The 19,650-nt window shown below is 70.9% G+C and carries 21 protein-coding genes; 6 read left to right on the top strand and 15 right to left on the bottom strand.

Annotated elements, in window-relative coordinates:
• Positions 1-33: 33 nt before the first annotated feature.
• From AC1DP1_RS18710 to AC1DP1_RS18740, 7 genes are all read right to left on the bottom strand, one after another.
• On the bottom strand, positions 34-957 hold the full coding sequence (locus tag AC1DP1_RS18710) for a TauD/TfdA dioxygenase family protein (protein ID WP_477508119.1): 924 nt from the start codon (positions 955-957) through the stop codon (positions 34-36).
• 28 nt (positions 958-985) lie between these two features.
• On the bottom strand, positions 986-1,891 hold the full coding sequence (locus tag AC1DP1_RS18715; protein ID WP_477508120.1) for an ABC transporter permease: 906 nt from the start codon (positions 1,889-1,891) through the stop codon (positions 986-988).
• Positions 1,884-3,164, bottom strand: a complete 1,281-nt coding sequence (locus AC1DP1_RS18720) for a quaternary amine ABC transporter ATP-binding protein (RefSeq protein ID WP_477508121.1) — start codon at positions 3,162-3,164, stop codon at positions 1,884-1,886. The genes AC1DP1_RS18715 and AC1DP1_RS18720 overlap by 8 nt, the downstream gene beginning before the upstream one ends.
• Complete coding sequence (locus tag AC1DP1_RS18725; protein WP_477508122.1) at positions 3,161-4,147, bottom strand: ABC transporter substrate-binding protein; 987 nt, start codon at positions 4,145-4,147, stop codon at positions 3,161-3,163. The genes AC1DP1_RS18720 and AC1DP1_RS18725 overlap by 4 nt, the downstream gene beginning before the upstream one ends.
• 169 nt (positions 4,148-4,316) lie before the next feature.
• Positions 4,317-5,201 (bottom strand): LysR family transcriptional regulator, encoded by an 885-nt coding sequence (locus AC1DP1_RS18730; RefSeq protein ID WP_300044961.1) that lies wholly within the window; start codon positions 5,199-5,201, stop codon positions 4,317-4,319.
• A 9-nt stretch (positions 5,202-5,210) separates the two neighbouring features.
• Positions 5,211-5,822 carry a hypothetical protein gene (locus AC1DP1_RS18735; protein WP_477508123.1) on the bottom strand — a complete coding sequence of 204 codons (612 nt, stop codon included), beginning with the start codon at positions 5,820-5,822 and terminating at the stop codon, positions 5,211-5,213.
• Positions 5,819-6,445, bottom strand: a complete 627-nt coding sequence (locus tag AC1DP1_RS18740) for an FMN-binding negative transcriptional regulator (RefSeq protein ID WP_477508124.1) — start codon at positions 6,443-6,445, stop codon at positions 5,819-5,821. The genes AC1DP1_RS18735 and AC1DP1_RS18740 overlap by 4 nt, the downstream gene beginning before the upstream one ends.
• A gap of 60 nt (positions 6,446-6,505) precedes the next feature.
• On the opposite strand from AC1DP1_RS18740, the gene AC1DP1_RS18745 reads away from it, so the two are divergent.
• Positions 6,506-8,035 carry an ATP-dependent DNA ligase gene (locus tag AC1DP1_RS18745; protein ID WP_477508125.1) on the top strand — a complete coding sequence of 510 codons (1,530 nt, stop codon included), beginning with the start codon at positions 6,506-6,508 and terminating at the stop codon, positions 8,033-8,035.
• A 9-nt stretch (positions 8,036-8,044) separates the two neighbouring features.
• On the opposite strand, the gene AC1DP1_RS18750 is transcribed toward AC1DP1_RS18745, so the two are convergent.
• Positions 8,045-8,902, bottom strand: a complete 858-nt coding sequence (locus AC1DP1_RS18750; protein ID WP_477508126.1) for a S1 family peptidase — start codon at positions 8,900-8,902, stop codon at positions 8,045-8,047.
• A gap of 54 nt (positions 8,903-8,956) precedes the next feature.
• Between AC1DP1_RS18750 and AC1DP1_RS18755 the strand changes: the two genes are divergently transcribed.
• Positions 8,957-9,682: a TetR/AcrR family transcriptional regulator gene (locus AC1DP1_RS18755; protein ID WP_477508127.1), complete on the top strand. Its 726-nt coding sequence runs from the start codon at positions 8,957-8,959 to the stop codon at positions 9,680-9,682.
• On the opposite strand, the gene AC1DP1_RS18760 is transcribed toward AC1DP1_RS18755, so the two are convergent.
• The 4 genes from AC1DP1_RS18760 to AC1DP1_RS18775 form a co-directional block, all read right to left on the bottom strand.
• A complete protein-coding gene (locus tag AC1DP1_RS18760) occupies positions 9,679-10,488 on the bottom strand; it encodes a DUF1206 domain-containing protein (RefSeq protein WP_457186741.1) in 810 nt (269 codons plus the stop codon). The two genes, AC1DP1_RS18755 and AC1DP1_RS18760, sit on opposite strands and share 4 nt — an antisense overlap.
• A 99-nt stretch (positions 10,489-10,587) precedes the next feature.
• A complete protein-coding gene (nusB, locus tag AC1DP1_RS18765) occupies positions 10,588-10,998 on the bottom strand; it encodes a transcription antitermination factor NusB (RefSeq protein ID WP_300044976.1) in 411 nt (136 codons plus the stop codon).
• A 6-nt stretch (positions 10,999-11,004) separates the two neighbouring features.
• Positions 11,005-11,568 carry an elongation factor P gene (gene efp, locus AC1DP1_RS18770; protein WP_457186739.1) on the bottom strand — a complete coding sequence of 188 codons (564 nt, stop codon included), beginning with the start codon at positions 11,566-11,568 and terminating at the stop codon, positions 11,005-11,007.
• 74 nt (positions 11,569-11,642) lie between these two features.
• Complete coding sequence (locus AC1DP1_RS18775) at positions 11,643-12,458, bottom strand: aminoglycoside phosphotransferase family protein (RefSeq protein WP_477508128.1); 816 nt, start codon at positions 12,456-12,458, stop codon at positions 11,643-11,645.
• Between the two features lie 34 nt (positions 12,459-12,492).
• Here AC1DP1_RS18775 and AC1DP1_RS18780 point away from each other — a divergent pair, with 34 nt between their 5' ends.
• From AC1DP1_RS18780 to AC1DP1_RS18790, 3 genes are all read left to right on the top strand, one after another.
• Positions 12,493-13,143, top strand: coding sequence for an SDR family oxidoreductase (locus tag AC1DP1_RS18780; protein WP_477508129.1), 651 nt, complete (start codon positions 12,493-12,495; stop codon positions 13,141-13,143).
• Positions 13,143-13,478 (top strand): gamma-glutamylcyclotransferase family protein, encoded by a 336-nt coding sequence (locus AC1DP1_RS18785; RefSeq protein ID WP_477508130.1) that lies wholly within the window; start codon positions 13,143-13,145, stop codon positions 13,476-13,478. The genes AC1DP1_RS18780 and AC1DP1_RS18785 overlap by 1 nt, the downstream gene beginning before the upstream one ends.
• 99 nt (positions 13,479-13,577) lie before the next feature.
• Positions 13,578-14,393: a hypothetical protein gene (locus tag AC1DP1_RS18790; RefSeq protein ID WP_477508131.1), complete on the top strand. Its 816-nt coding sequence runs from the start codon at positions 13,578-13,580 to the stop codon at positions 14,391-14,393.
• 403 nt (positions 14,394-14,796) lie between these two features.
• Here AC1DP1_RS18790 and AC1DP1_RS18795 read toward each other — a convergent pair whose 3' ends face one another.
• Both AC1DP1_RS18795 and AC1DP1_RS18800 read right to left on the bottom strand, forming a co-directional pair.
• Entirely contained in the window at positions 14,797-15,432 is a 636-nt protein-coding gene (locus AC1DP1_RS18795) for a hypothetical protein (protein WP_477508132.1), read from the bottom strand.
• Positions 15,433-16,449: 1,017 nt separating this feature from the next.
• A complete protein-coding gene (locus AC1DP1_RS18800; RefSeq protein ID WP_477508133.1) occupies positions 16,450-17,976 on the bottom strand; it encodes an LVIVD repeat-containing protein in 1,527 nt (508 codons plus the stop codon).
• Between the two features lie 183 nt (positions 17,977-18,159).
• On the opposite strand from AC1DP1_RS18800, the gene AC1DP1_RS18805 reads away from it, so the two are divergent.
• Complete coding sequence (locus AC1DP1_RS18805) at positions 18,160-18,855, top strand: DUF305 domain-containing protein (protein ID WP_477508134.1); 696 nt, start codon at positions 18,160-18,162, stop codon at positions 18,853-18,855.
• Positions 18,856-18,944: 89 nt separating this feature from the next.
• On the opposite strand, the gene AC1DP1_RS18810 is transcribed toward AC1DP1_RS18805, so the two are convergent.
• Positions 18,945-19,409, bottom strand: a complete 465-nt coding sequence (locus AC1DP1_RS18810) for a hypothetical protein (RefSeq protein WP_477508135.1) — start codon at positions 19,407-19,409, stop codon at positions 18,945-18,947.
• Positions 19,410-19,650: the final 241 nt, after the last annotated feature.

Here is a 19,650-nt window from a genome sequence, read left to right on the forward strand (position 1 = left end):
CTGGTTCCTCCGCAGGGGTGGAGGAGCAGCTGATCAGCTGATCAGCTCGTCCAGCCGGGAGTACGCCTCGGCGTTGCCGCGGATGACCCGGCTCGGTCGCCCGTCGATGCTCACCGGGACGTCACCCGCGACGGTGATGCGGGCCATCTCCCGGTACTCCGTGCCGAAGTCGGCCACCGCGTAGTGCTGCGTCGCCCGGTTGTCCCACACCGCGACGTCGCCGGGCTGCCAGGTCCACCGGATCGTGTTCTCGAGCCGGGTGACGCGGTTCTGCAGCAGCGTGAAGAGCGCGATCGACTCGGCCGTGTTCAGGCCGGTGAACGCCTTGACGAAGTGGCCCAGGACCAGCGACCGCTCCCCCGTCTCGGGGTGCACCCGCACGACCGGGTGCTCGGTCTCGAAGAGCTGGGAGGCGAAGTCGGCCCGCGTGTAGTTGGCGTCGGGCTCCTCCGACTCCTCGTCGCGCTGCGCGTAGTCGTAGCTGTTGGTGTGGACCCCCCAAAGGTCGTCGACCAGTGCCTTCAGCGGCGCCGGCAGCGCGTCGTACGCCGCCACGGTGTTGGCCCACACGGTGTTGCCGCCGTAGGGCGGAAGGTGGACCGCGCGGAGGACGCTGATCGCCGGCACGCGGTCGACGAAGGTGACGTCGGTGTGCCACGCGTTGGCCGCCATGCCCTTGTCGGCCGTCACCTTGAAGACGCGGCCGCTGCCGGTGTTGACCGTCGGGTGCGCCGACGTGAGCGGGCCGAAGGTCTCGGCGAACGCCTGGTGACCGGCCTCGTCGAGGTGGTCCTGGCCCCGGAAGAAGACGACCTTGTGGCGCAGGAGAGCCTCGCGGACGGTCGCGACCACGTCGGCGGTCAGGTCACCGCCGAGGCGTACGCCGTCGATGCGGGCGCCGATCCTCCCGCCGAGCTGCTGCACGGTGACGGTGGGGCGGGCGAGGGTCGAGGTCATGGGATGAGCCCCTTTCGTGGGTTCGGGTTCAGCCGACGGTGACCGGCTCGGCGGTCACCGGCGCGCCGGGCGCGACGGTGCGGCGACGGGGCCACCAGGCGGGGTTCGCGCGACCCTGGCCGCCGAGGGCGGAGGTGACGCGGTCGAGGTAGATGGCGATGACGACGACGGCCAGGCCGCCCTCGATGGAGGCCGCGATCTGCAACCCCTGGACGGCGTTCACCACGACACCGCCCAGTCCCGCTCCGCCGACGAGGCCGGCGACGACGACCATCGACAGCGCAAGCATGATCACCTGGTTGACGCCGGTCATGATCGACGGCATCGCGAGCGGGAGCTGCACCTCGCGGAGCACCTCGCGCCGCGAGGCACCGAAGGCCACCGCCGCCTCGACCGTCTCGCTGTCGACCTGGTTGATGCCCAGCTGCGTGAGCCGGACGGCGGGCGGCACCGAGAAGACGATGGTCGCGACCAGGCCCGGAGCGTCGCCGACGCCGAAGAACAGGATCGTCGGCAGCAGGTAGACGAACACGGGCAGCGTCTGCATCAGGTCCAGCACTGGCCGCAGCACGCTGCGCACGACCGGGTTGAACGCCGACCAGATGCCGAGCGGGATGCCGATCAGCAGGGCGACGACCGTCGCCACCAGGACCGACGCCATGGTCTGCATCGTCTCGGGCCACAGGTCCATGGACTGGATCAGCAGCAGGCCGAGGCCGAGGCTGATCGAGAGCAGGACGCGACGGGTCGCCAGGACCGCGAGGACCACGAGGACGACGACCATCGCCACCGGGGTCAGCACGGTGAGCAGGTCGTAGACCGAGCGCAGCCCGAAGTTCAGGATGTCCTTGAGCAGGTCGAAGAAGCCACCGAGGTGCTCGGTCATGAAGTCGATGACGCTCTCGCCGCGTTCACCGATGCGCAGGTCAGGCACGTGCGGCCACCTCCAGCCGGCGCTCGTCGCGCTCGCGTTCCTGGGCAGGAGCGGTCGAGAGCGAGGACAGGATCGTCGCCCGCGGCACGACACCGTTGAGCCTGCCCCGTCCGTCGACCACCGTGACCGGCACGACCTGGCGGCCGGCCCGGTGCATGAAGTCGCCGATGTGCGCGGTGGGCTCCACTGTGTGGAAGTCCTGCGACACCGACGCCGAGAGGTCGCCGTCGCCGCGGTTGACGGCGGCCAGGAGCGCCGCGTCGGTCACCACGCCGAGCAGCCGCTCGTCCTCGCCCACGACGTACGCGCCCTGGGCCTCGTTGTCGCCGAGGCGGCGGAGGGCCGCGTCGGGGCGCTCGTGGACCTCGAAGACCAGCTTCGCGGGACGCTGCAGGTCGTACGCCGTCAGCACGCGCGCCCGGTCGACGTCCGCCACGAACTCGCTGACGTACTCGTCGGCCGGGTGCGCGACGATCTCGGCCCCCGGGGCGCACTGGACGACCCGGCCCTGTCGCATCACCATCACCTGGTCGCCGATCCGCATCGCCTCGTTGAGGTCGTGCGTCACGAACACGGTGGTCCGGCGGTCCTCGGCCTGCAGCTCGAGGAGCAGGTCCTGCATGTCGCGGCGGATCAGCGGGTCCAGGGCCGAGAACGGCTCGTCCATCAGCAGGACCGGCGGGTCGACCGCGAGCGCCCGAGCGAGTCCGACGCGCTGCCGCATGCCCCCCGAGAGCTCGTGCGGCAGCTTGTCGCCACGGTCGCCCAGGCCGACTCGCTCGAGGGCCGCGTCGGCCCGTTCGCGGCGCTCCGCCCTGGCCACGCCGCGGACCTTGAGGCCGTAGGCCGCGTTGTCACGGACCGTGCGGTGCGGGAACAGCGAGAAGTGCTGGAACACCATGCCGATCCTGTTGTTGCGGATCTCGCGCAGGCGTGAGTCGCTGACCTTCGTGATGTCCTCGCCGTCGATCAGCAGCTCACCGGCGGTCGGCTCGTTGAGCCGGTTGATCATCCGGAGCACGGTCGACTTTCCGGATCCGGAGAGGCCCATCACGACGAACATCTCGCCCGTGCCGATGGAGAAGCTCACGTCGGCGGCGCCGAGGTAGCCGCCCGCGGCGGCGACCGCAGCCGCGGGGTCGTCGGCCGCGAGGGCCCGGGCGGCCTGGCGGTCGCCGAGGCCGTACACCTTGGACAGGCCGCGGCCCTCGATGGCCGGTTGCTCGGTGGCGCGGTGGGACGGCTGCGCCAGCGTGTCGACGTCGGTGGTCATGACGCGAACGCCTCGGCCGCCGGCTCGCCCTCAGCGTCGTCGACGCCCTCGAGGAAGGACGCCACGATGTCGGGGTTGGCCTCGATCCACGCAGCGGCGATGTCGGAGAGCTCCTCGCCGTCCTTGTCGTGCGCGTAGTAGAACTCGCCGGCCTGGTCGGTGGTGAAGGTGAGGTTGCCGAGGAACTCGTTGATCTCGGGGTTCTCGTCGGCGAACCCGGCGCGGGTGACGGTGCGGATCTCGCCGGCGCCGCCCCAGACCTCGTCCGGGTCCTCGAGGAAGACCGTGCCGAACTCGACGGTCATCCAGTGCGGGCTCCACGCGAGGAAGACGATGGGCTCACCGGCCTTCTGCGACTTCGAGACCTGCGCCAGCATCGCCGGCGTGCCGCTGGCGACGAGCTCCCAGTCGCCGAGGCCATAGGCGTCCGCGTCGATGGCGGCCTGGATGGTCTCGTTGCCGGGCGAACCGGCCTCGATGCCGTAGATCTTGCGACCGAACTCGTCGGCGTGCTCGTCGAGGTCGGCGAGCGACTTCACACCGAGCTCCTCGGCGACGTCGCCGGGCACGGCAGGGGCGTACTCGGTGCCGGTCACGATCGTCGAGACGACGTCCACGTCTCCCCCGTCGATGAGCTCGCCGAAGGTCGGCTCCTGCGAGGGCCACCAGTTGCCGAGGTAGGCGTCGATGTCGCCCGTGCCGAGGGCGGACGCCGCGTTCTCGACGGAGAGGTTCTTCTTGATCGAGGCGTCGTAGCCGAGCTCCTGGAGGACCTGGACGGCGATCTCGTTCTCGACCTGCAGGTCGACCCACGGCTGCTCGGCGAGGACGACGGAGTCGGTGCCACCGCCGGAGGAGCTGCTGGCGAAGCCGTCGTCGGTGTCGCTGTCCGACGCGCAGCCGGTGAGCACCGCGCTGAGGCCGAGGGTGGCGAGGACCGCGAGGCGTACGCCGCGGCGGGTGGGGGTGGGGCGGTGGTTCATGGAAGCTCCTCGTTGCACATCATCAATATATGAGTGAAACGATAGACTTACGGCATTGCTCGATCCAAGCGGAGGCGCGCCGGGAGCCAGACCGGTTGTCAGCGACAGACATAGACGTGGTCTATGGCTGGCGCGAGACGCACCCGAGGCACCGTGGCGCGGCGGCGGGTCAGCGCGCGCGGTCGGCCTGGTGCTCGCGGACGTGGTCCAGGAAGTCGGTCGCGGAGCCGTCGAGCCCACCCGCGCGCCACACGAGCGAGACGGTGGCCCGGCTCTCGGGCTCCAGGCGCGCCACCAGCGCACCCTTGGTCGCCGCGTCCGCGGCCATCCCCTCGGGCAGCACCGCCGCTCCCGCCCCGGAGAGGACCAGGGGCACGACCGACGCCACGTGCGCGGTCTCGACCATCACGTCGGTCGGCTGGCCGGCGGCCTCGAGCTGCGCGTCCAGGAGGTCGCGCAGGGCGGTGCCGCGCGGCGTGCCGATGAGACCGTGCTGGAGCAGCTCGTCGATCGTCGTGGTCAGCTGCGGGCCGCGGCCCGGGGGCAGCACGGCGAGCAGCTGCTGCTCGGCCAGCTCGAGGCTGGCGAGCGGCCCCGCCGCGGGCGGACCGTCCACGAGCCCGAAGTCGACCTGGCCGGTGCGGACCTGGTCGAGCACCACCGAGCGGGCCGCCGGGTCCGTCACCTCGAAGCGCACCTGCGGACGCAGCCGCCGGAACTCACCGATCAACCCCACGAGCGGGTGGACCGCCCAGGACGTGCTCGACACGATGCGCAGCACCCCGACGTCGCCCTCGACGACGCCGCGCACGGCACTGGCCGCCAGCCCGAAGGAACGGACCGCCCGGCGGGCAGGCCCCACCAGCGCCTCGCCGGCAGCCGTCAGCCGCACGCCCCGGCCGTGCCGCTCGAACAGCGGCGAGCCGAGCTCTGCCTCGAGGGTGCGCATCGAGTGGGACAGCGACGGCTGGGCGATGTGCAGCACCTGCGACGCGCGCGTGAAGCTGCCTGCCTCGGTGATGGCGAGGAAGAACTCCAGCTGCCTGCGCTCCATGCCCCCTCCCTACCCAGCCCGCTCGATGGTGGTCACGACGCTCGTCACCGAGGGCCGCTTGGGCGTGCTGGAGAAGCCGAACCGGCACGGCGGGTCCACCGGCGTCAGGATCCCCAGGTCCGCACCGCGCCAGCGACCGGAGATCCTGGTGACCGCCACGACCGACGTCGCGCCGTACCACTCGCGCCGGTCGTTGCCGGCCGTCCCGCGGGTGCGCACGCCCCGCAGCACGACGCGGGCGACAGGGTCGACGGCGGCGCACCAGGCAGGCGACGTCGCGAGGCGGCTCGGCACCGCGGTGAGCAGCGCGCCCAGCGGCGTACGACCGCCGGTCACCAGGCGCAGCGAGAGCGACGGTGTCGACACCTGCCAGCCGTCGGCGGTGTCCTCGACCGTGACCGGCTCGATGACGTGCTCGTCGAAGGAGTAGGTCGCCGCCACGAAGTCGCGCACGCGCTCCGTCGGCGCCAGGAGCACCCGGTGCCCGGTGGCGTCCTCGACCATCACGTCGGCGAACCCACCCCAGGGCGAGTCGTCCCACCGGCCGACGACGATGCGTACGCCGCTGGCGCTGCCCACGCCGGCGATGCGGCCGCTGAAGCGTTCACGGACGAGGGTCACGGGGCGACGAGCCCGTCCGCCTCGCGTCCGTCCGCGGCCAGGCCGGTGGCGACGCCGGCGCGGTCCTCGTCGGAGCGGTTCTGGCTCAGCTTGGCCTTGGCCTCCACCGAGTCGATGAGGATCTCGACGCCGACGATGGGGCGGAGGTTCTTGTCGACGTAGTCGGCCGGGGCGTCGGTGACCGACCACGGCTCCGGACGCGGCCGCTCGTGGCGGTCGGTCAGCCGGGTGACCAGGCCGCGCACCCAGGAGGCGTCGTCGTGCACCGTGACGCGGCCGCGCAGGTGGACGACCGAGTAGTTCCAGGTCGGGACGACCTTGCCGTGCTCGGCCTTCGAGGCGTACCAGGACGGCGACACGTAGGTGTCCGGGCCGGTGACGATCGCCAGCGCCGGGGAGCCGTCGACGACCCGGCGCCAGTGCCCGTTCGCGCGAGCGAGGTGGCCCACCAGCCGGTCGCCCTCCCACAGCACCGGCAGGAACGTCGCGTCCGGCACGCCGTCCTCCCCGACGGTGACGAGCTGAGCCGTGGCGACCGCGCCGACGAACGGGCGGACCTCGTCGGGGTCCATCACGTTGAACCGCGGCACGTAGAGCGAGGCAGCGGAGGGGGTGGTGCGCATGGCCACCATCCTGCCCGTTCGGGTGGCACCGCTGTCGGTGCCGGGCGGCAGGATGGGTCCATGCTGCTCGCCGAGCTCGTCGCCACCTCCGCCGCCGTGGCCGCCACCCGCTCCCGCAAGGCCAAGGTGGCCGCGCTCGCGGAGCTGCTCGGTCGCGTCGAGCCCGAGGAGCTCGAGGTGGCGGTCTCCTACCTCGGCGGCACGCTGCGCCAGCGGCGCACCGGCCTGGGGTGGCGCGGCGTCAGCGACCTCCCCGCCCCCGCCGACCGGCCCTCGCTGACCGTCCTCGAGGTCCACGACGCCTTCGAGGCGATGTCGCACCTGTCTGGCGCCGGGTCCCAGCTCGCGCGGAAGGAGGCGGCGGCGCAGCTGTTCGGTCGCGCGACCGCCGCCGAGCAGGCGTGGCTGCGTGCGATCGTCACGGGCAACGTCCGGCAGGGTGCGCTCGACGCGGTCACGCAGGAGGCGGTGGCCCAGGTCGCAGACGTGCCGCTCGCCGCCGTGCGGCGCGCCGCGATGCTGGCCGGCTCGACCGTGGCGGCCGCCGGGGCGGCGTTCGAGGGCGAGGAGGCGCTGGACGGGATCGGGCTCGAGGTCGGCCGACCCATCATGCCGATGCTCGCCTCCAGCGCGCCCGACGTCGCTGCCGCGATGGGGGGCCTCTCCCCCGACGGCGCGACCGAGGTCGCCATCGACGCCAAGCTCGACGGGATCCGCATCCAGGTCCACCGCGACGGCGACGAGGTGCTCGTCGTGACCCGCAGCCTCGACGACATCACCGCGCGGCTCCCCGGGGTGGTCGAGGTCGCCCGCTCCCTGCCCGCCGAGCGCTTCGTCCTCGACGGCGAGGCGCTCGCCCTCTCCGACGACGGGCGCCCGATGGCCTTCCAGGACACCGCCAGCCGCACCGCCCAGGACTCCGGCGTCGCGGTCACCCCCCACTTCTTCGACCTGCTGCACGTCGACGGCCSCGACCTGCTCGACTCCCCCGGCCACGAGCGCCTCGAGGCGCTCGACGCGCTCGTCCCGGAGCAGCACCGCGTGCGCCGCCTCGTGACCGCCGACCCGGAGGCCGCCGACGCGTTCGCCACCGAGACCGTCGCCGCGGGTCACGAGGGCGTCGTGCTCAAGGACCTGTCGGCGCCCTACGCCGCCGGGCGTCGCGGCTCGGCGTGGGTCAAGGTCAAGCCGCGGCACACCCTCGACCTGGTGGTCCTCGCCGTCGAGTGGGGGTCCGGGCGGCGCGAGGGGTGGCTGTCCAACATCCACCTCGGCGCGCGCGACGAGTCGTCCGAGACCGGCTTCGTCATGCTCGGCAAGACGTTCAAGGGCATGACCGACGAGATGCTCGCGTGGCAGACCGAGCGGTTCACCGAGCTCGCCGTCTCCCCCGCGACCCTCCGCGACACCTACGTCGTGGAGCTGCGGCCGCTGCAGGTGGTGGAGATCGCCTTCGACGGCCTCCAGCGCTCGACCCGCTACCCCGGTGGCGTCGCGCTCCGCTTCGCCCGGGTCCTGCGCTACCGCGACGACAAGGGCCCCCACGAGGCCGACACGATCGAGACGGTGCGCTCGCACGTCACCGCGTGAGCGGGCCCTTCAGACGCGTGGCTTCGCGAGGCGGCAGCCGGCCACGTCGAGGTCGAACGTCCGGCCGGCGTCGAGGCAGCCGAGCAACCAGGACGTCTGCTGCCCGTAGTTCATGTCCTTGCGCATGACGACGCGACCGCGGCGGTTCTCCTCGCAGGCCGAGTCGATGCAGCGGCGGCCGCCGACGTAGCCGGTGTTGGCGACCCCGACCACCAGCCCGGTCTCGCGCGACACGATCGGCGAGCCGGAGTAACCGCCGCGGATCGCGCAGCCGTCGCGGGCCGGCAGCCGGATCGAGCTCCACCAGTCCCACGCACGCTCGTGGAGGCGGTACGCCGTCCCGGTGGTCGTGCAGGCACGCTGCTCGGTCCAGTATCCGGACGGGATCCGGATCCGCTCGCCGCGCGACGGTCCCTCGGCGGCCAGGGACAGCGGGGTTACACCGCGACCGGCCAGGTCGGCGTACGTCTCGCGCAGCGTGAGCAGGGCGACGTCGGTGCGGTACATCGAGGCGTACTGCAGCCGCACGGCCCGCGCCTCGAGCGCGACCCGCCCCTCACCGTCGAGGAGATCGACCCGGGTCCAGCGCTTCTCGCCCACCAGCACCTCGCGGGCGCCGAGGAACGGCTGGCGCACGCAGTGGCCGTTGGTGAGGACGACGGCGCGGTCGGTGTCGAGGGCAGCGGGCCACCGCACGACCGCCCCGGAGCAACCGGGCAGCCGTGCCGTCCCTGCGAAGCGCCCCTCGCTGGTCGCAGCGGAGGCACCGACGGGCGCGAACATCGCACCGAGGACTGCTCCCAGGACCGCCACGACAAGCGTCGTGCCCGACACGGCGACGGCACGACGGACAGCGGCGACCAACACCCCGGCATCGAACCACACCGGGGCCCGGGCGACGACCTACCTAGACTGACCGGCATGAGCACCGAGTCGACATCCGCGAACGCGCCCGCCCGGGGTGGCACCGCGGCGACCCGGCGCCGGCGGCGCGAGGCCGAGATCATCTCCGCCACGCGCCGGCTCTTCGACGAGCGGGGCGTCCGGGACGCCCAGATCGAGGACATCGCCCGGGCCGTCGGCATCAACCGGGCGATCATCTACCGCCACTTCACCGGCAAGGAGGAGCTGTTCAGCCTCACGCTGGTGCAGTACCTCGACGAGCTGCGGGTGGCGCTGGAGCAGGCGGCCGCCGTCACGGACGAGCCGCGCGACCAGCTCGTACGCCTGGTGGAGGAGTTCGTGGACTACGGCCTGGCCCACCCGGCGTTCGTCGACTGCGCGCAGGCGATCATGCGACGCCCCGGCGGTGACCTGCTCGAGGAGGTCAGCGAGAGCGCGATGTACCGCCTCGGGCAGGCGATCAGCGGGTGCCTGTCGGTGCTGACCCGCACGATCACCGCGGGCGCGGAGAGCGGCGACTTCCACGTCGACGACCCCGGTCTGCTCGCCAACATGCTCTACGCCAGCGGGCTCGGCACCCTCCAGCTCGGTCGGGTCGCGATGCGGGTCTCCGAGGAGGAGCCGGGCGTGCCGCGGATCAGCCGGGTCACCGTGGAACAGGTCCGCGACCACATGGTCGCCACCGCGCTGGCGGTCGCCGCCGGGGCTCCCGCGAGCACGGGGAGCCCGGCCCGGGGCCGCTAGCGCGAGAGGTGCTTGGCCCGCGCGAAGCAGAAGACGCCGTAGGCGGCGATGCCGAGCGCGATGGCCGTCAGCAGCACCTGGCCGAACGGCTGCTCCAGCACCGTCTGCAGGGCCTGGTCGAGCCCGCCCGACTTCTTCGGGTCGTGGGTGATCGCGGCGTAGCAGAACAGCCCGCCCACGATCGCGATCGCCACGCCCTTGGCGATGTAGCCGATCTTGCCCATCAGGACGTAGACCGAGCCGTCCTTGCCGGCCTGTCCCTGCGCATCGAGGTGCTCACGGAACTTCTCGGTCCATCCACGGTAGACCAGCGAGCCGCCGTAGCCGATGATCGCCAGTCCGACGACACCCACGATCAGTTGGCCGCCCGGGAGGTCCATCAGCTTGGAAGTCGTCGAGTCCGTCCCACCGCCACCGCCGGAGCCGGTCGCGGTCTGCACCGCGCTCCAGCCGATCACGCCGTAGATGACCGCCTTGAACAGCGACGTGGCCCGCTTGCGCCACCGCTTGGTGTCGTCGGACTCGTCGCGGTAGCCGAAGGCGAACTCCAGGAGCCGCCACAGGACGAGCAGGAACATGCCGATGGCGATCAGCCACACCAGAACGCCGCCCATGGGCTGCTGGGCGAGGTAGTGGAGGGCACCGGAGTTGGAGGCGCTGTCCTCCTTCTCACCGAAGGCGAGCTGCAGCGCCAGCCATCCGACGAGCAGGTGGACGACGCCGTAGGCCACGAGACCGGCGCGGATCGCGTGGTCCATCCAGTCGCTGTTGTTGGCCTGCTCGGCGCTGCGCGTGGGGGCGTTCATGGCGCCAACCTAGGACCTCGCGCCCTGGTGCCGCGACTCGACTGACCCCTGCGGGTGAGTGGTGTCTCCACCCCCCGCGCACGGAACCCCCGGCGCGCCTCAGACCAGGGTGGCGCGGTCGCGCTGGACCGAGCCGAGCAGCCCGTTGACGAAGGCCGGCGAGTCGTCGGTGGACAGGTCCTGCACGAGGTGCAGCGCCTCGCTGACGGCCACCGTGTCCGGCACGTCGTCGTCGCCCCACAGCAGCTCGTAGACGCCGATGCGGAGCACGTTGCGGTCGACCGCGGGCATCCGGCTGAGCGTCCAGCCCTTGCTGTAGGTCGTCAGCACCTCGTCGATGCGCTCGCGGTGCTCGACCACGCCCCGCACCAGCGTCGTGGTGTAGTCGTTGGTCGGGCCCTCGCCGGCCTCGATGGCGCGCTCGAGCGCGACCACGGGGTCCTCCGAGCGGAGCTCGGAGGCGAACAGGATGTCCAGCGCGCGCTTGCGCGCCTTCGAACGGGCAGCCACCTGGTGTCAGGCCTTGACGCGGCCGAGGTACGACGAGTCGCGGGTGTCGACCTTGACCTTCTCGCCGGAGGTGATGAAGAGCGGCACCGCGATGGTGTGGCCGGTCTCGAGCGTGGCCGGCTTCGTGCCGCCGGTCGAGCGGTCGCCCTGCAGGCCCGGCTCGGTCTCGGCGATGAGCAGCTCGACGGACGCCGGCAGCTCGATGAAGAGGACGCGGCCCTCGTTGGTGGCGACGATCGCCTCCTGGTTCTCCAGCATGAAGTTCTTCGCGTCGCCCACGACCTCGGGGGTGACCTCGAGCTGCTCGTAGGTGCTGGTGTCCATGAAGACGTAGGACGAGCCGTCGTTGTAGAGGTACTGCATGGTGCGCTTGTCGACGTTGGCCGTCTCGACCTTGGTGCCGGCGTTGAAGGTCTTGTCGACGTTCTTGCCCGACTCGACGTTGCGGAGCTTGGTCCGCACGAAGGCCGGGCCCTTGCCGGGCTTCACGTGTTGGAACTCGACGACGGCCCAGAGCTGACCCTCGATCTTGAGGACCATGCCGTTCTTGAGGTCGTTGGTGCTTGCCATGGTGTGATGTCCGCCTTCGTCGAGTTGTCAAGGAGTCCGTGGGCGGGCCACGGGCCCGGCGCCGACCGTCGAGTCTAGTGGTGGCGCGCGAGAGCCATGAAATGCGCGGCCTGCGCCTCGGTGGTGCCGCGCGGGTTGCGTCGCCAGCTCCCGTTGCCCGGCAGGAGCATCGCCAGCCAGAACGCCGCGAACAGGGGGCGGTACGCCGCCATCCGGGCGCGGTCCCCGGCGTCGAGACCGACGGCCGCGGGCAGGGCGTCGACGTCGTACACGCCGGGCAGCCGGCTGCCGAGGTGCTCGACGTGGTCCGCGAGCTCGTACGCCGGGTCGCTGAGGCCGCCGTCCTCGAAGTCGACCAGCCGCACCTCCCCGTCGTGGAGGAGGACGTTGGCCGGGTTGAGGTCGGCGATCCCGAGGGCGGTGAGCCGCGGCTCGGGCAGCGGCGGAGCGGCGACGTACGCCCGCGCGAGAGCCAGGGCGTCCGCCACCAGCGCCGGGTCATGGCACTGATCGAGGTCCGGCTCGTCGGCGAGCCACTCGACGAGGACCCCCGCCAGCGCGTCGGCGCCGTACCTCCGCGGCCCGATCCCGGCAGCCGTCACCGCCTCGACCGGTACGTCGTACAGCCGGCGCAGCGCCGCTCCCAGCGCAGCGATCTCGCTCGCCGTCATCGGTCGCGGGGCCACCGGCTCCCCCGGGACCCGCGACATCACGACCACCGGGCGGTCGCCGTCCTCCCGCCGCAGCGGCCGCGGCGCCAGACCGGGCGCGTGCTCGGCGAGGAGCGTCAGGCACGCCCACTCCCGTTCGGCCTGTGCCTCGTGGTCGGCGACGAACTCCTTGCGGACCTCCCCCTCGCCGAAGGTCAGGTCGTGGGTGGACGTCTGCACCCGCGCCAACCTAGCCGTGTGTAGCGTCGACACCATGCGAGTCACCATCATCGGCGGACACGGCAAGATCGCACTCCTCCTAGCACCGTTGCTCGTGGAGGCGGGGCACGAGGTCACCTCGGTGATCCGCAACCCCGACCACGTCACCGACGTCGAGGCGACGGGCGCGACCGCCCTGGTCTCCTCGGTGGAGGACGCCGACACCCACGCCCTGGCCGACCTGCTGTCCGGGCAGGACGCCGTGGTGTGGTCGGCGGGCGCCGGTGGCGGCGACCCGGAGCGCACGTTCGCGGTCGACCGCGACGCCGCGATCCGGTCCGTGGACGCGGCGCAGACCGCCGGCGTCGGCCGCTACGTGATGGTGTCCTTCTCCGGGGCCGACCGCGACTCCCTCGTCCCGGAGGACAACCCCTTCCGGTCCTACCAGGACGCGAAGATCGCGGCCGACGAGCACCTGCGTGCCTCCGGCCTCGACTGGACGGTCCTCGGACCCGGCAGCCTGACCCTCGAGCCCGGCAGGGGTGCCGTCAACCCGCACGCCCGCTCGGGCGAGGGCGACACCACCTCGCGCGAGCTCGTCGCCCAGGTCACGCTCGCGGTGCTGGACGACCCACGGGCACACCGCAAGACCCTCGTCTTCGGCGACGGCGACGTCGCGATCGACGACTGGCTCGCCTCGCTCTGATGCAACGGCTGTTCGTCTACGGCACCCTCGCGCCGGGCCGACCCAACGCGCACGTGCTCGAGCCGCTGGACGGGACCTGGGTACCGGCCACGTTGCGCGGTGACCTGCTCGATGTCGGCTGGGGCGCAGCGCACGGGTACCCCGCGCTCGCCCTCCGGACCGACGGACCCGAGGTGGCCGGATTCCTCTTCACGGCGCCTGCCCTGGCCGCCCACTGGAGCGCGCTCGACGAGTTCGAGGGACCCGGCTACTCACGGGTGCTGGCGCAAGCGCGCCGCGAGGACGGCGAGCTCGTGGACACCTGGGTGTACGTCGACCGCGCTGTGGGTCCCTGACGCGGCTGACCGAGTGGAGAGCGGCGGCCTGGAAACCCTTTCCACAGGCCCCTGTCGCGCCCCGATCCGCTGTCGGTGGGCTCTGGTTGAGTTGGTCCCATGACAGCAACGACAGCCTTCGGCCCAGGGGTCACCGACCTCGAGGACCTGGCTGAGGGCGCGTTGCTCTCCGAGGCGACGGAGGTGGAGGCACTCCTCCGCGAGGGCGAGGTCCACAAGCTGCGCATCGCCTACCAGTGGGCGGTGGCCCACCCAGCGGTCGCCTCCTGCGAGACGACTCGCGGTCCGTCCCTGCCATCGGTGCTGACGTCGCCCGAGGCCCTGGGCGGAGCGGGCACGCCCGCCGTCGCCGCGTTCACGCCCGAGCCGCTGGCGGTCGCGCTCGGGTGCTCGCCCGCTTCGGCTTCGACGTTGATCGCCGATGCGCTCGACCTGCACCACCGGCTCCCGCTGCTGTGGGACCAGGCCCAGGCGCTGACGGTGCCGGCCTGGAAGGCGAGGCGGGTCGCCACCCGCACGCGGCACCTCTCGTTCGACGCCGCAAGGTGGGTGGACCGGCAGCTCGCCGGCCGTGCGTCGCGCCTCGGCGCCGCTGCCCTCGACCGTGTCGTCGCCGAGGCCGGGGCACGCTGCGACGGGGAGGACCAGGCTGATCGGGAGGCGCTTGCGCGCCTGTCGTGGGACGTGGTGCTGGTCCACCCCGACCCGCTCCACTACACCGGCACGTCCGAGCTGCACGCCAGCGGCGACACCCTCGACCTGACGCGCTTCCACGACGTCGTCTGCGCGGAGGCCGAGGCCCTCGGCGCGCTCGGCGACACCGCCGACCTCGGCGTCCGCAAGGCCAAGGCGCTCGGGGTCATTGCTGACGCCCAGGCCGACTGTTCGGGTGTCCTTGTCCATCAGGCGAGCTAGCGGCGTCGTCATTCTTTCGACGCTCGCTTCCGCGTTGGGGTATACAAAGCGAGAAGACCTCTACGAGCAGGCCAGTTACCTCACTGCCGACGAGCGTATGTGGACGGCATGGTTCGAGACGGGTGCCTTTGTCGCCGCTGCAGGTCTGGTCTTCGTAGCCCTCGCCCTCCTCGTTGGCCGACCCGGCAATACCCCTTCGGCCACCGAGAGCGAGCCCGCTGCGCGCGAGCAGGACTGATCGTTCGATTACCCCCGAAGCGTCCGCTTCTGCCGCGACTCGTGCGTCCGACAGACCGTTGAGCTGATGCTCGCCGAACACGGTGGCGTGCTCGTCCCTGAATCGTGGGTGTGGTTCCTCAGCGGTCGACGCGGTCCAGCACGCCCTGAGCCTCATGGCTGTTGCTCAGCTGAGGCCCTCGGCGCCGTCGAAACTGGGATGCCTGGTGAGGTGGGAGTGGTGTCCCGTGTTGAGCGAAGCCGCCTCCCTTAGCTCGCGCGCGTGCCGGAGGAGCCCTGCCAGATCTCCAATCTCGTGCCACGGCATGTACCGATCCTCGACTCGCACCATGCGGGTCTCCGGCGCCTCACCAGAAGTCAACCGACGGGCGTCGGCCGCGCAGACAGCGACGGTGAGCTCGGCACCCGCCTGCGGACTCCACGCGACCGAGGTCGTTGAGGGACCGTGCCGGGCATCGAAGTAGCACGGCGTGCCGGGTTCCGGCACCTGCTCGCCGTCGCAGAGCGCTCGCACAGAGGCATGGTGCCACCGAGCATCAATCAGCACCTGCTCAACAGCGATGACCTCCTCGGTGGTCGTGCTGACGGCCACGAGATGCTTCGCCTTGTCGTGGTACGCGATCGCCTGCTCGCAATGGTGCTGTACCTCGTGTCCGGCGTCAGCCCCTGCGATGCCCACCCGCAGCTCGGCGAGGTCCTCCCCTAGAGCGATGATCTCCTGACGCATGAACCGTCGCGCCGTGCGGAAGTCCTCCTGCTTGGCAAGTTCCTGCTCGCGCCTGCGGTGCCGTCGCTCGAACATGCACGCAGCATTCCACTGGAAGGGACCTCCCGTGAGCCTTCCGTCCGCGCCGCCCTGGCCGCCGACCCATGACGGGTGCAGGTTCCTGACCGGCGCAGGTCCCCGCCACCCGGCCAAGTTGCCTAGCGGACCGGTCGGAGGCGTCTCATGCGAACGTCCGGATCTGCCGATGTGCGTGTTGTGTGCGACTTCAGCACGTCCCTGAAGGCGCACCGATCGAACACGCGGATGCGCCGCAGGAGCGGACGCACCCCAAGGTCCGCACCAACCTCACCCGAACCCGCCTACCCTCACACCAACCAGACACACCACATTCACCAGCCGGACGGGGTTCAGGAATGACGCGCACCAAGTCACGCAGACGCCTACGCTGCCGCCTCGGCATCCACAAGCCCGTCCTGCGTTCCGACGCCGATACGCGGTGGCACGAGTGCGAGCACTGCAAAAAGTTCTGCCCAGACGTGACCTTGGCCAACCGATACCCACCGGGAGGAACCGGCGACGACAGCAGCGGGTGGGCGTAACTGCGGCAGCCGTCCCAGACGGTCGCCTTCGCCGTCGCGCTCGAACGTCCGGATCTGCCGCGAACCGAGCATCCGCTCTTGCCGAGATCCGTACGCGCCCGACAGAAAGTCGGGTGGGCGCAAACACAGCCGTCTTGGTCGGTGGTCGCCGGAGTGCGGTGCAGTCGCTCATCGGCAGCGGCTGCACGGCGAGGTTCAGCGACGTCCGGCTGACCGACGGGCGACCCGAGGGTGGGCTCCGATTGCTGGAAGCAGGCGCCCCCAAGTAGTCCCGTGGACTACTTGGCTGACCACGGGCAAGAAGTCGGCGTGGCGACGTCGGGTTCTGGAGTCCGCGTCGGAATCGGGTGGATGACCTGCCCGCATCCGGGTCTAGGTGGTGAAGAACCTCGATGCCCCTGAGCAGCGAGGCTCCATGACGCGTCCGGGGGCTCACCCGTCGGACCCCGGGGCCGTTGAGGCCCCGGGGTGCGACGTGGTGCGAGCCTTCAGGTCAGCCGTTGTAGGACGGCTGGGACTGCGGGTTGAAGACGTCCATCGGGTTCCTCGACGCGCGGTTGATGACCTTGTCATCGACCTTGATCACGTCGAAGCCCTTCTGGATGTCGTTGGAATAGATGTAGCCGTTGTAGTAGTACGCCGACCACGAGCCGCCGATCTGACCCGCGGGGAGCGGACCCCGGTCGAACCAGGCGATCTCCCGCGGCTTCTTGGAGTTGGTGAAGTCGAACACCGAGATGCCGCCCTGGTACCAGGCCTGCACCATGATGTCCTTGCCGTTCACCGGGATCAGCGAACCGTTGTGCGCCACGCAGTTCTCGGTGGACTGCTGGGTCCGCGAGATCTTGTAGTAGCTCTTGAACGCCAGCTGACCGCCCTCGATGTCGTAGATCCCGTCCGCGCCGCGGTTGGGGCCGACCTCGGGGTTGCACGTCGCCGCACCACCACCGCCGAGCTCATCGGTGAACAGCACCTTGGTGCCGTCGTTGTTAAACGTGGCGGAGTGCCAGAACGCGAAGTTGGTCGTGTCCCGCACCTGCTCGGTCACCACCGGGTTCTCCCGGTCGGCGATGTCGAGCAGGATGCCGTCACCCATGCAGGCGCCCGCCGCGATGTCCTTCGACGGGTACGCCGTGATGTCGTGGCAGCCGCTGGTCGTGCTGGACCCGTTGCCGCCCGGGTTGCCGCCGTCCGCGAAGAGCACCGGCTTCGAGACCACCGCAGCGGTCTGCGGCGCGGCCACCGGGATCTTCACGACCGAGACGTAGTCATGCGGCGGCTGGCAGTCCGGGAACGCCGCGTTCGGGCTGTAGGACGAGACGTAGGCGTAGAGGTTCGCGCCGTCCTTGCTCGGGGCGAGCGTGTGCGTGTGCGAGCCGCAGTCGGTCTCGACCGCCGCGACGTACTGCGGGCTGGCCGGGTCGCTGATGTCGAAGACCCGGATGCCCTCCCACGACTCCTTGATCGTCGCGGACTGCGCGACGTTGTCGCAGGTGTTGTTGCTGCGGCTGGAGTCGACGCTCAGCACGAGCAGGTTGCCGGAGACCGAGATGTCGTTCTGCGAGCCGGGGCAGACGACCTGGCTGACGACCTTCGGCTCCTCGGGCTTCGAGATGTCGTAGACCATGAAGCCGTCGTAGTTGCCCGCATAGGCGTAGGCGCCCTGGAACGCCAGGTCGCTGTTGAGGGCGCTGGTCGAGTCGAACCGACCCTGCTTGGGCAGATTGGCGACCAGCCTGGTGTTGGGACTCGAGGCGATCTCGCCCTCGGCGAGGTCGGACTCGAATCCCTTCGTCTGCGCGAGGTCCTGGCCGGGGAGGCAGGCCTGCGCGAAGTTGTCGCCCGCCGCCTCGAGGCGGTCCTCACGGGCGTCGGTGCAGAGATCCTTGGCGCCGGCCTCCTCGCGGGCGCCGGTCGAGCTGTGGTCGTGGTTGCCGCCGTGCGCGACCACCGGTGCCGCGGACAGGGTGAGTCCGAGAGCAAGGGCGCCTGCGGCGGCGACACGGGCACGTCGGGGCATGGACGTGCGTCTCCGAGATGAGTACATGAAACCCGAGACCTTTCATCAGTCGACGAACGCTCCGGGGTTTCCGAAACGGTCGACACCGTCGTACCGTGCCCGGGACGCGCAAGTAAAGACTTTTGCATCGAAATGCTCGCAAGTGACCGGCGAACCCATCGGCGGTCGCACTGAAGGAGAACCGTGCTCGGACGACTCTCCCGCCCATTGGCCGCTGTGGCCACCGGGCTGGCCCTCACCCTGACCATGTCCGCGTGTACGTCGGACGAGCCCGACGCCACGGCCGCCGCGAACAGCGGCGACGACGGGTCGCCCGACGTGATCCAGCCCGGCGGTCCCGGCGAGGGAAACGCGACGATCTCGCCCGAGGACGCCGAGAAGGCCGTCGAGCCGGAGTTCAACGAGGCCGACGTGGCCTTCATGCAGATGATGGTGCCGCACCACGCGCAGGCGATCGTGATGTCCGAGCTGGCCGAGAAGCACGCCCGCAGCGACCGGGTCCGCGATCTCGCCGCGCGCATCCGGGCGGCGCAGGGCCCGGAGATCCTGATGATGGCCGCCTGGCTCGAGGAGCGCGACATGGCCGTGCCGACGGCCGCGGAGGACCCGAGCGAGTGGGACCACAGCGAGCACGGCCACAACGGGATGGTCGGCATGCTCACCGAAGCGCAGATGGACGAGCTCGCTCGGGCTCGCGGCGCTGCGTTCGACCGACTGTTCCTCCGCAGCATGGTCCAGCACCACCACGGTGCCATTGACATGGCTGACGACGTCGCCGTCGACGGCATCGACATCATGGTCAGCGAGGTCGCGGCCGACGTCGCACTCACCCAGACGGCCGAGATCGACCGCATGAAGGAGATGCTCGACCGCGCCTGACCCAGCGCTTGGTCGGCTGTACGTCGACACAGCGCGACCGAGGCCTGACGCGCTCTCCCACGAACCGCGAGACGAACTCCTCGGAGCAGTCACTCCACTCGATTGTCGGCGATCAAGGCAGCGTTGCCGACGCGTCGCGCGGTCTTGCGCAGAAGGCCGCGCACCTCGTACCGCTGGGCCAAGACCACTTCGGCGCCGGTGCGATCGACGGCTCGCACCAGCACAGCGTCGGTGCGCCGGCCTTCAACGGTGATGTAGCCATCCCAGACGCCACAGGCACCGTCCACTCCAGCGTCCACCTCAGGGGTCCGGTCTCCGTTGTCCCCAGCCACGACGGCCTCCAGACGCTGCTCGACTTCGGCCACGCCGTCCTCCAAGCGTTCGGCGACGAACCGGTGCAGATTCAACCGGTCACCAACGCGTTCGAAGAGGAACGGGATCAGTGGACCGCCGCTCACCTCGACGCTGTCGATGGCGTGGTCCAGGCCGGTGAAAGCCAGATGCAGCAGCGGGTCGGCGCCGGGGTCGACTCTGGCGGAGTCCGATGGGGCCATACCGGTGATCCTCCCAGCCCGGCCGCCGCCGCGTAGCGATTCTCGGAACGCACTGATCGCGGCTACTAGGAGACTTCCCGCAGGATCGGGGTCTGGCCAGACTGCGATCCAGGTGATCGGCGGGACGCTCTCATTGCGGCTGCCCACCCGGTTTCGGGTGTGGCTCACATCTGGACTGCGACCCGTCGACCACCGTGACGAGGAGTGGCTCCAGAGGGGTCTGCCCAGCTCGTAGTAGCAA

Source organism: Nocardioides sp. P4_G10 (assembly GCF_056401175.1).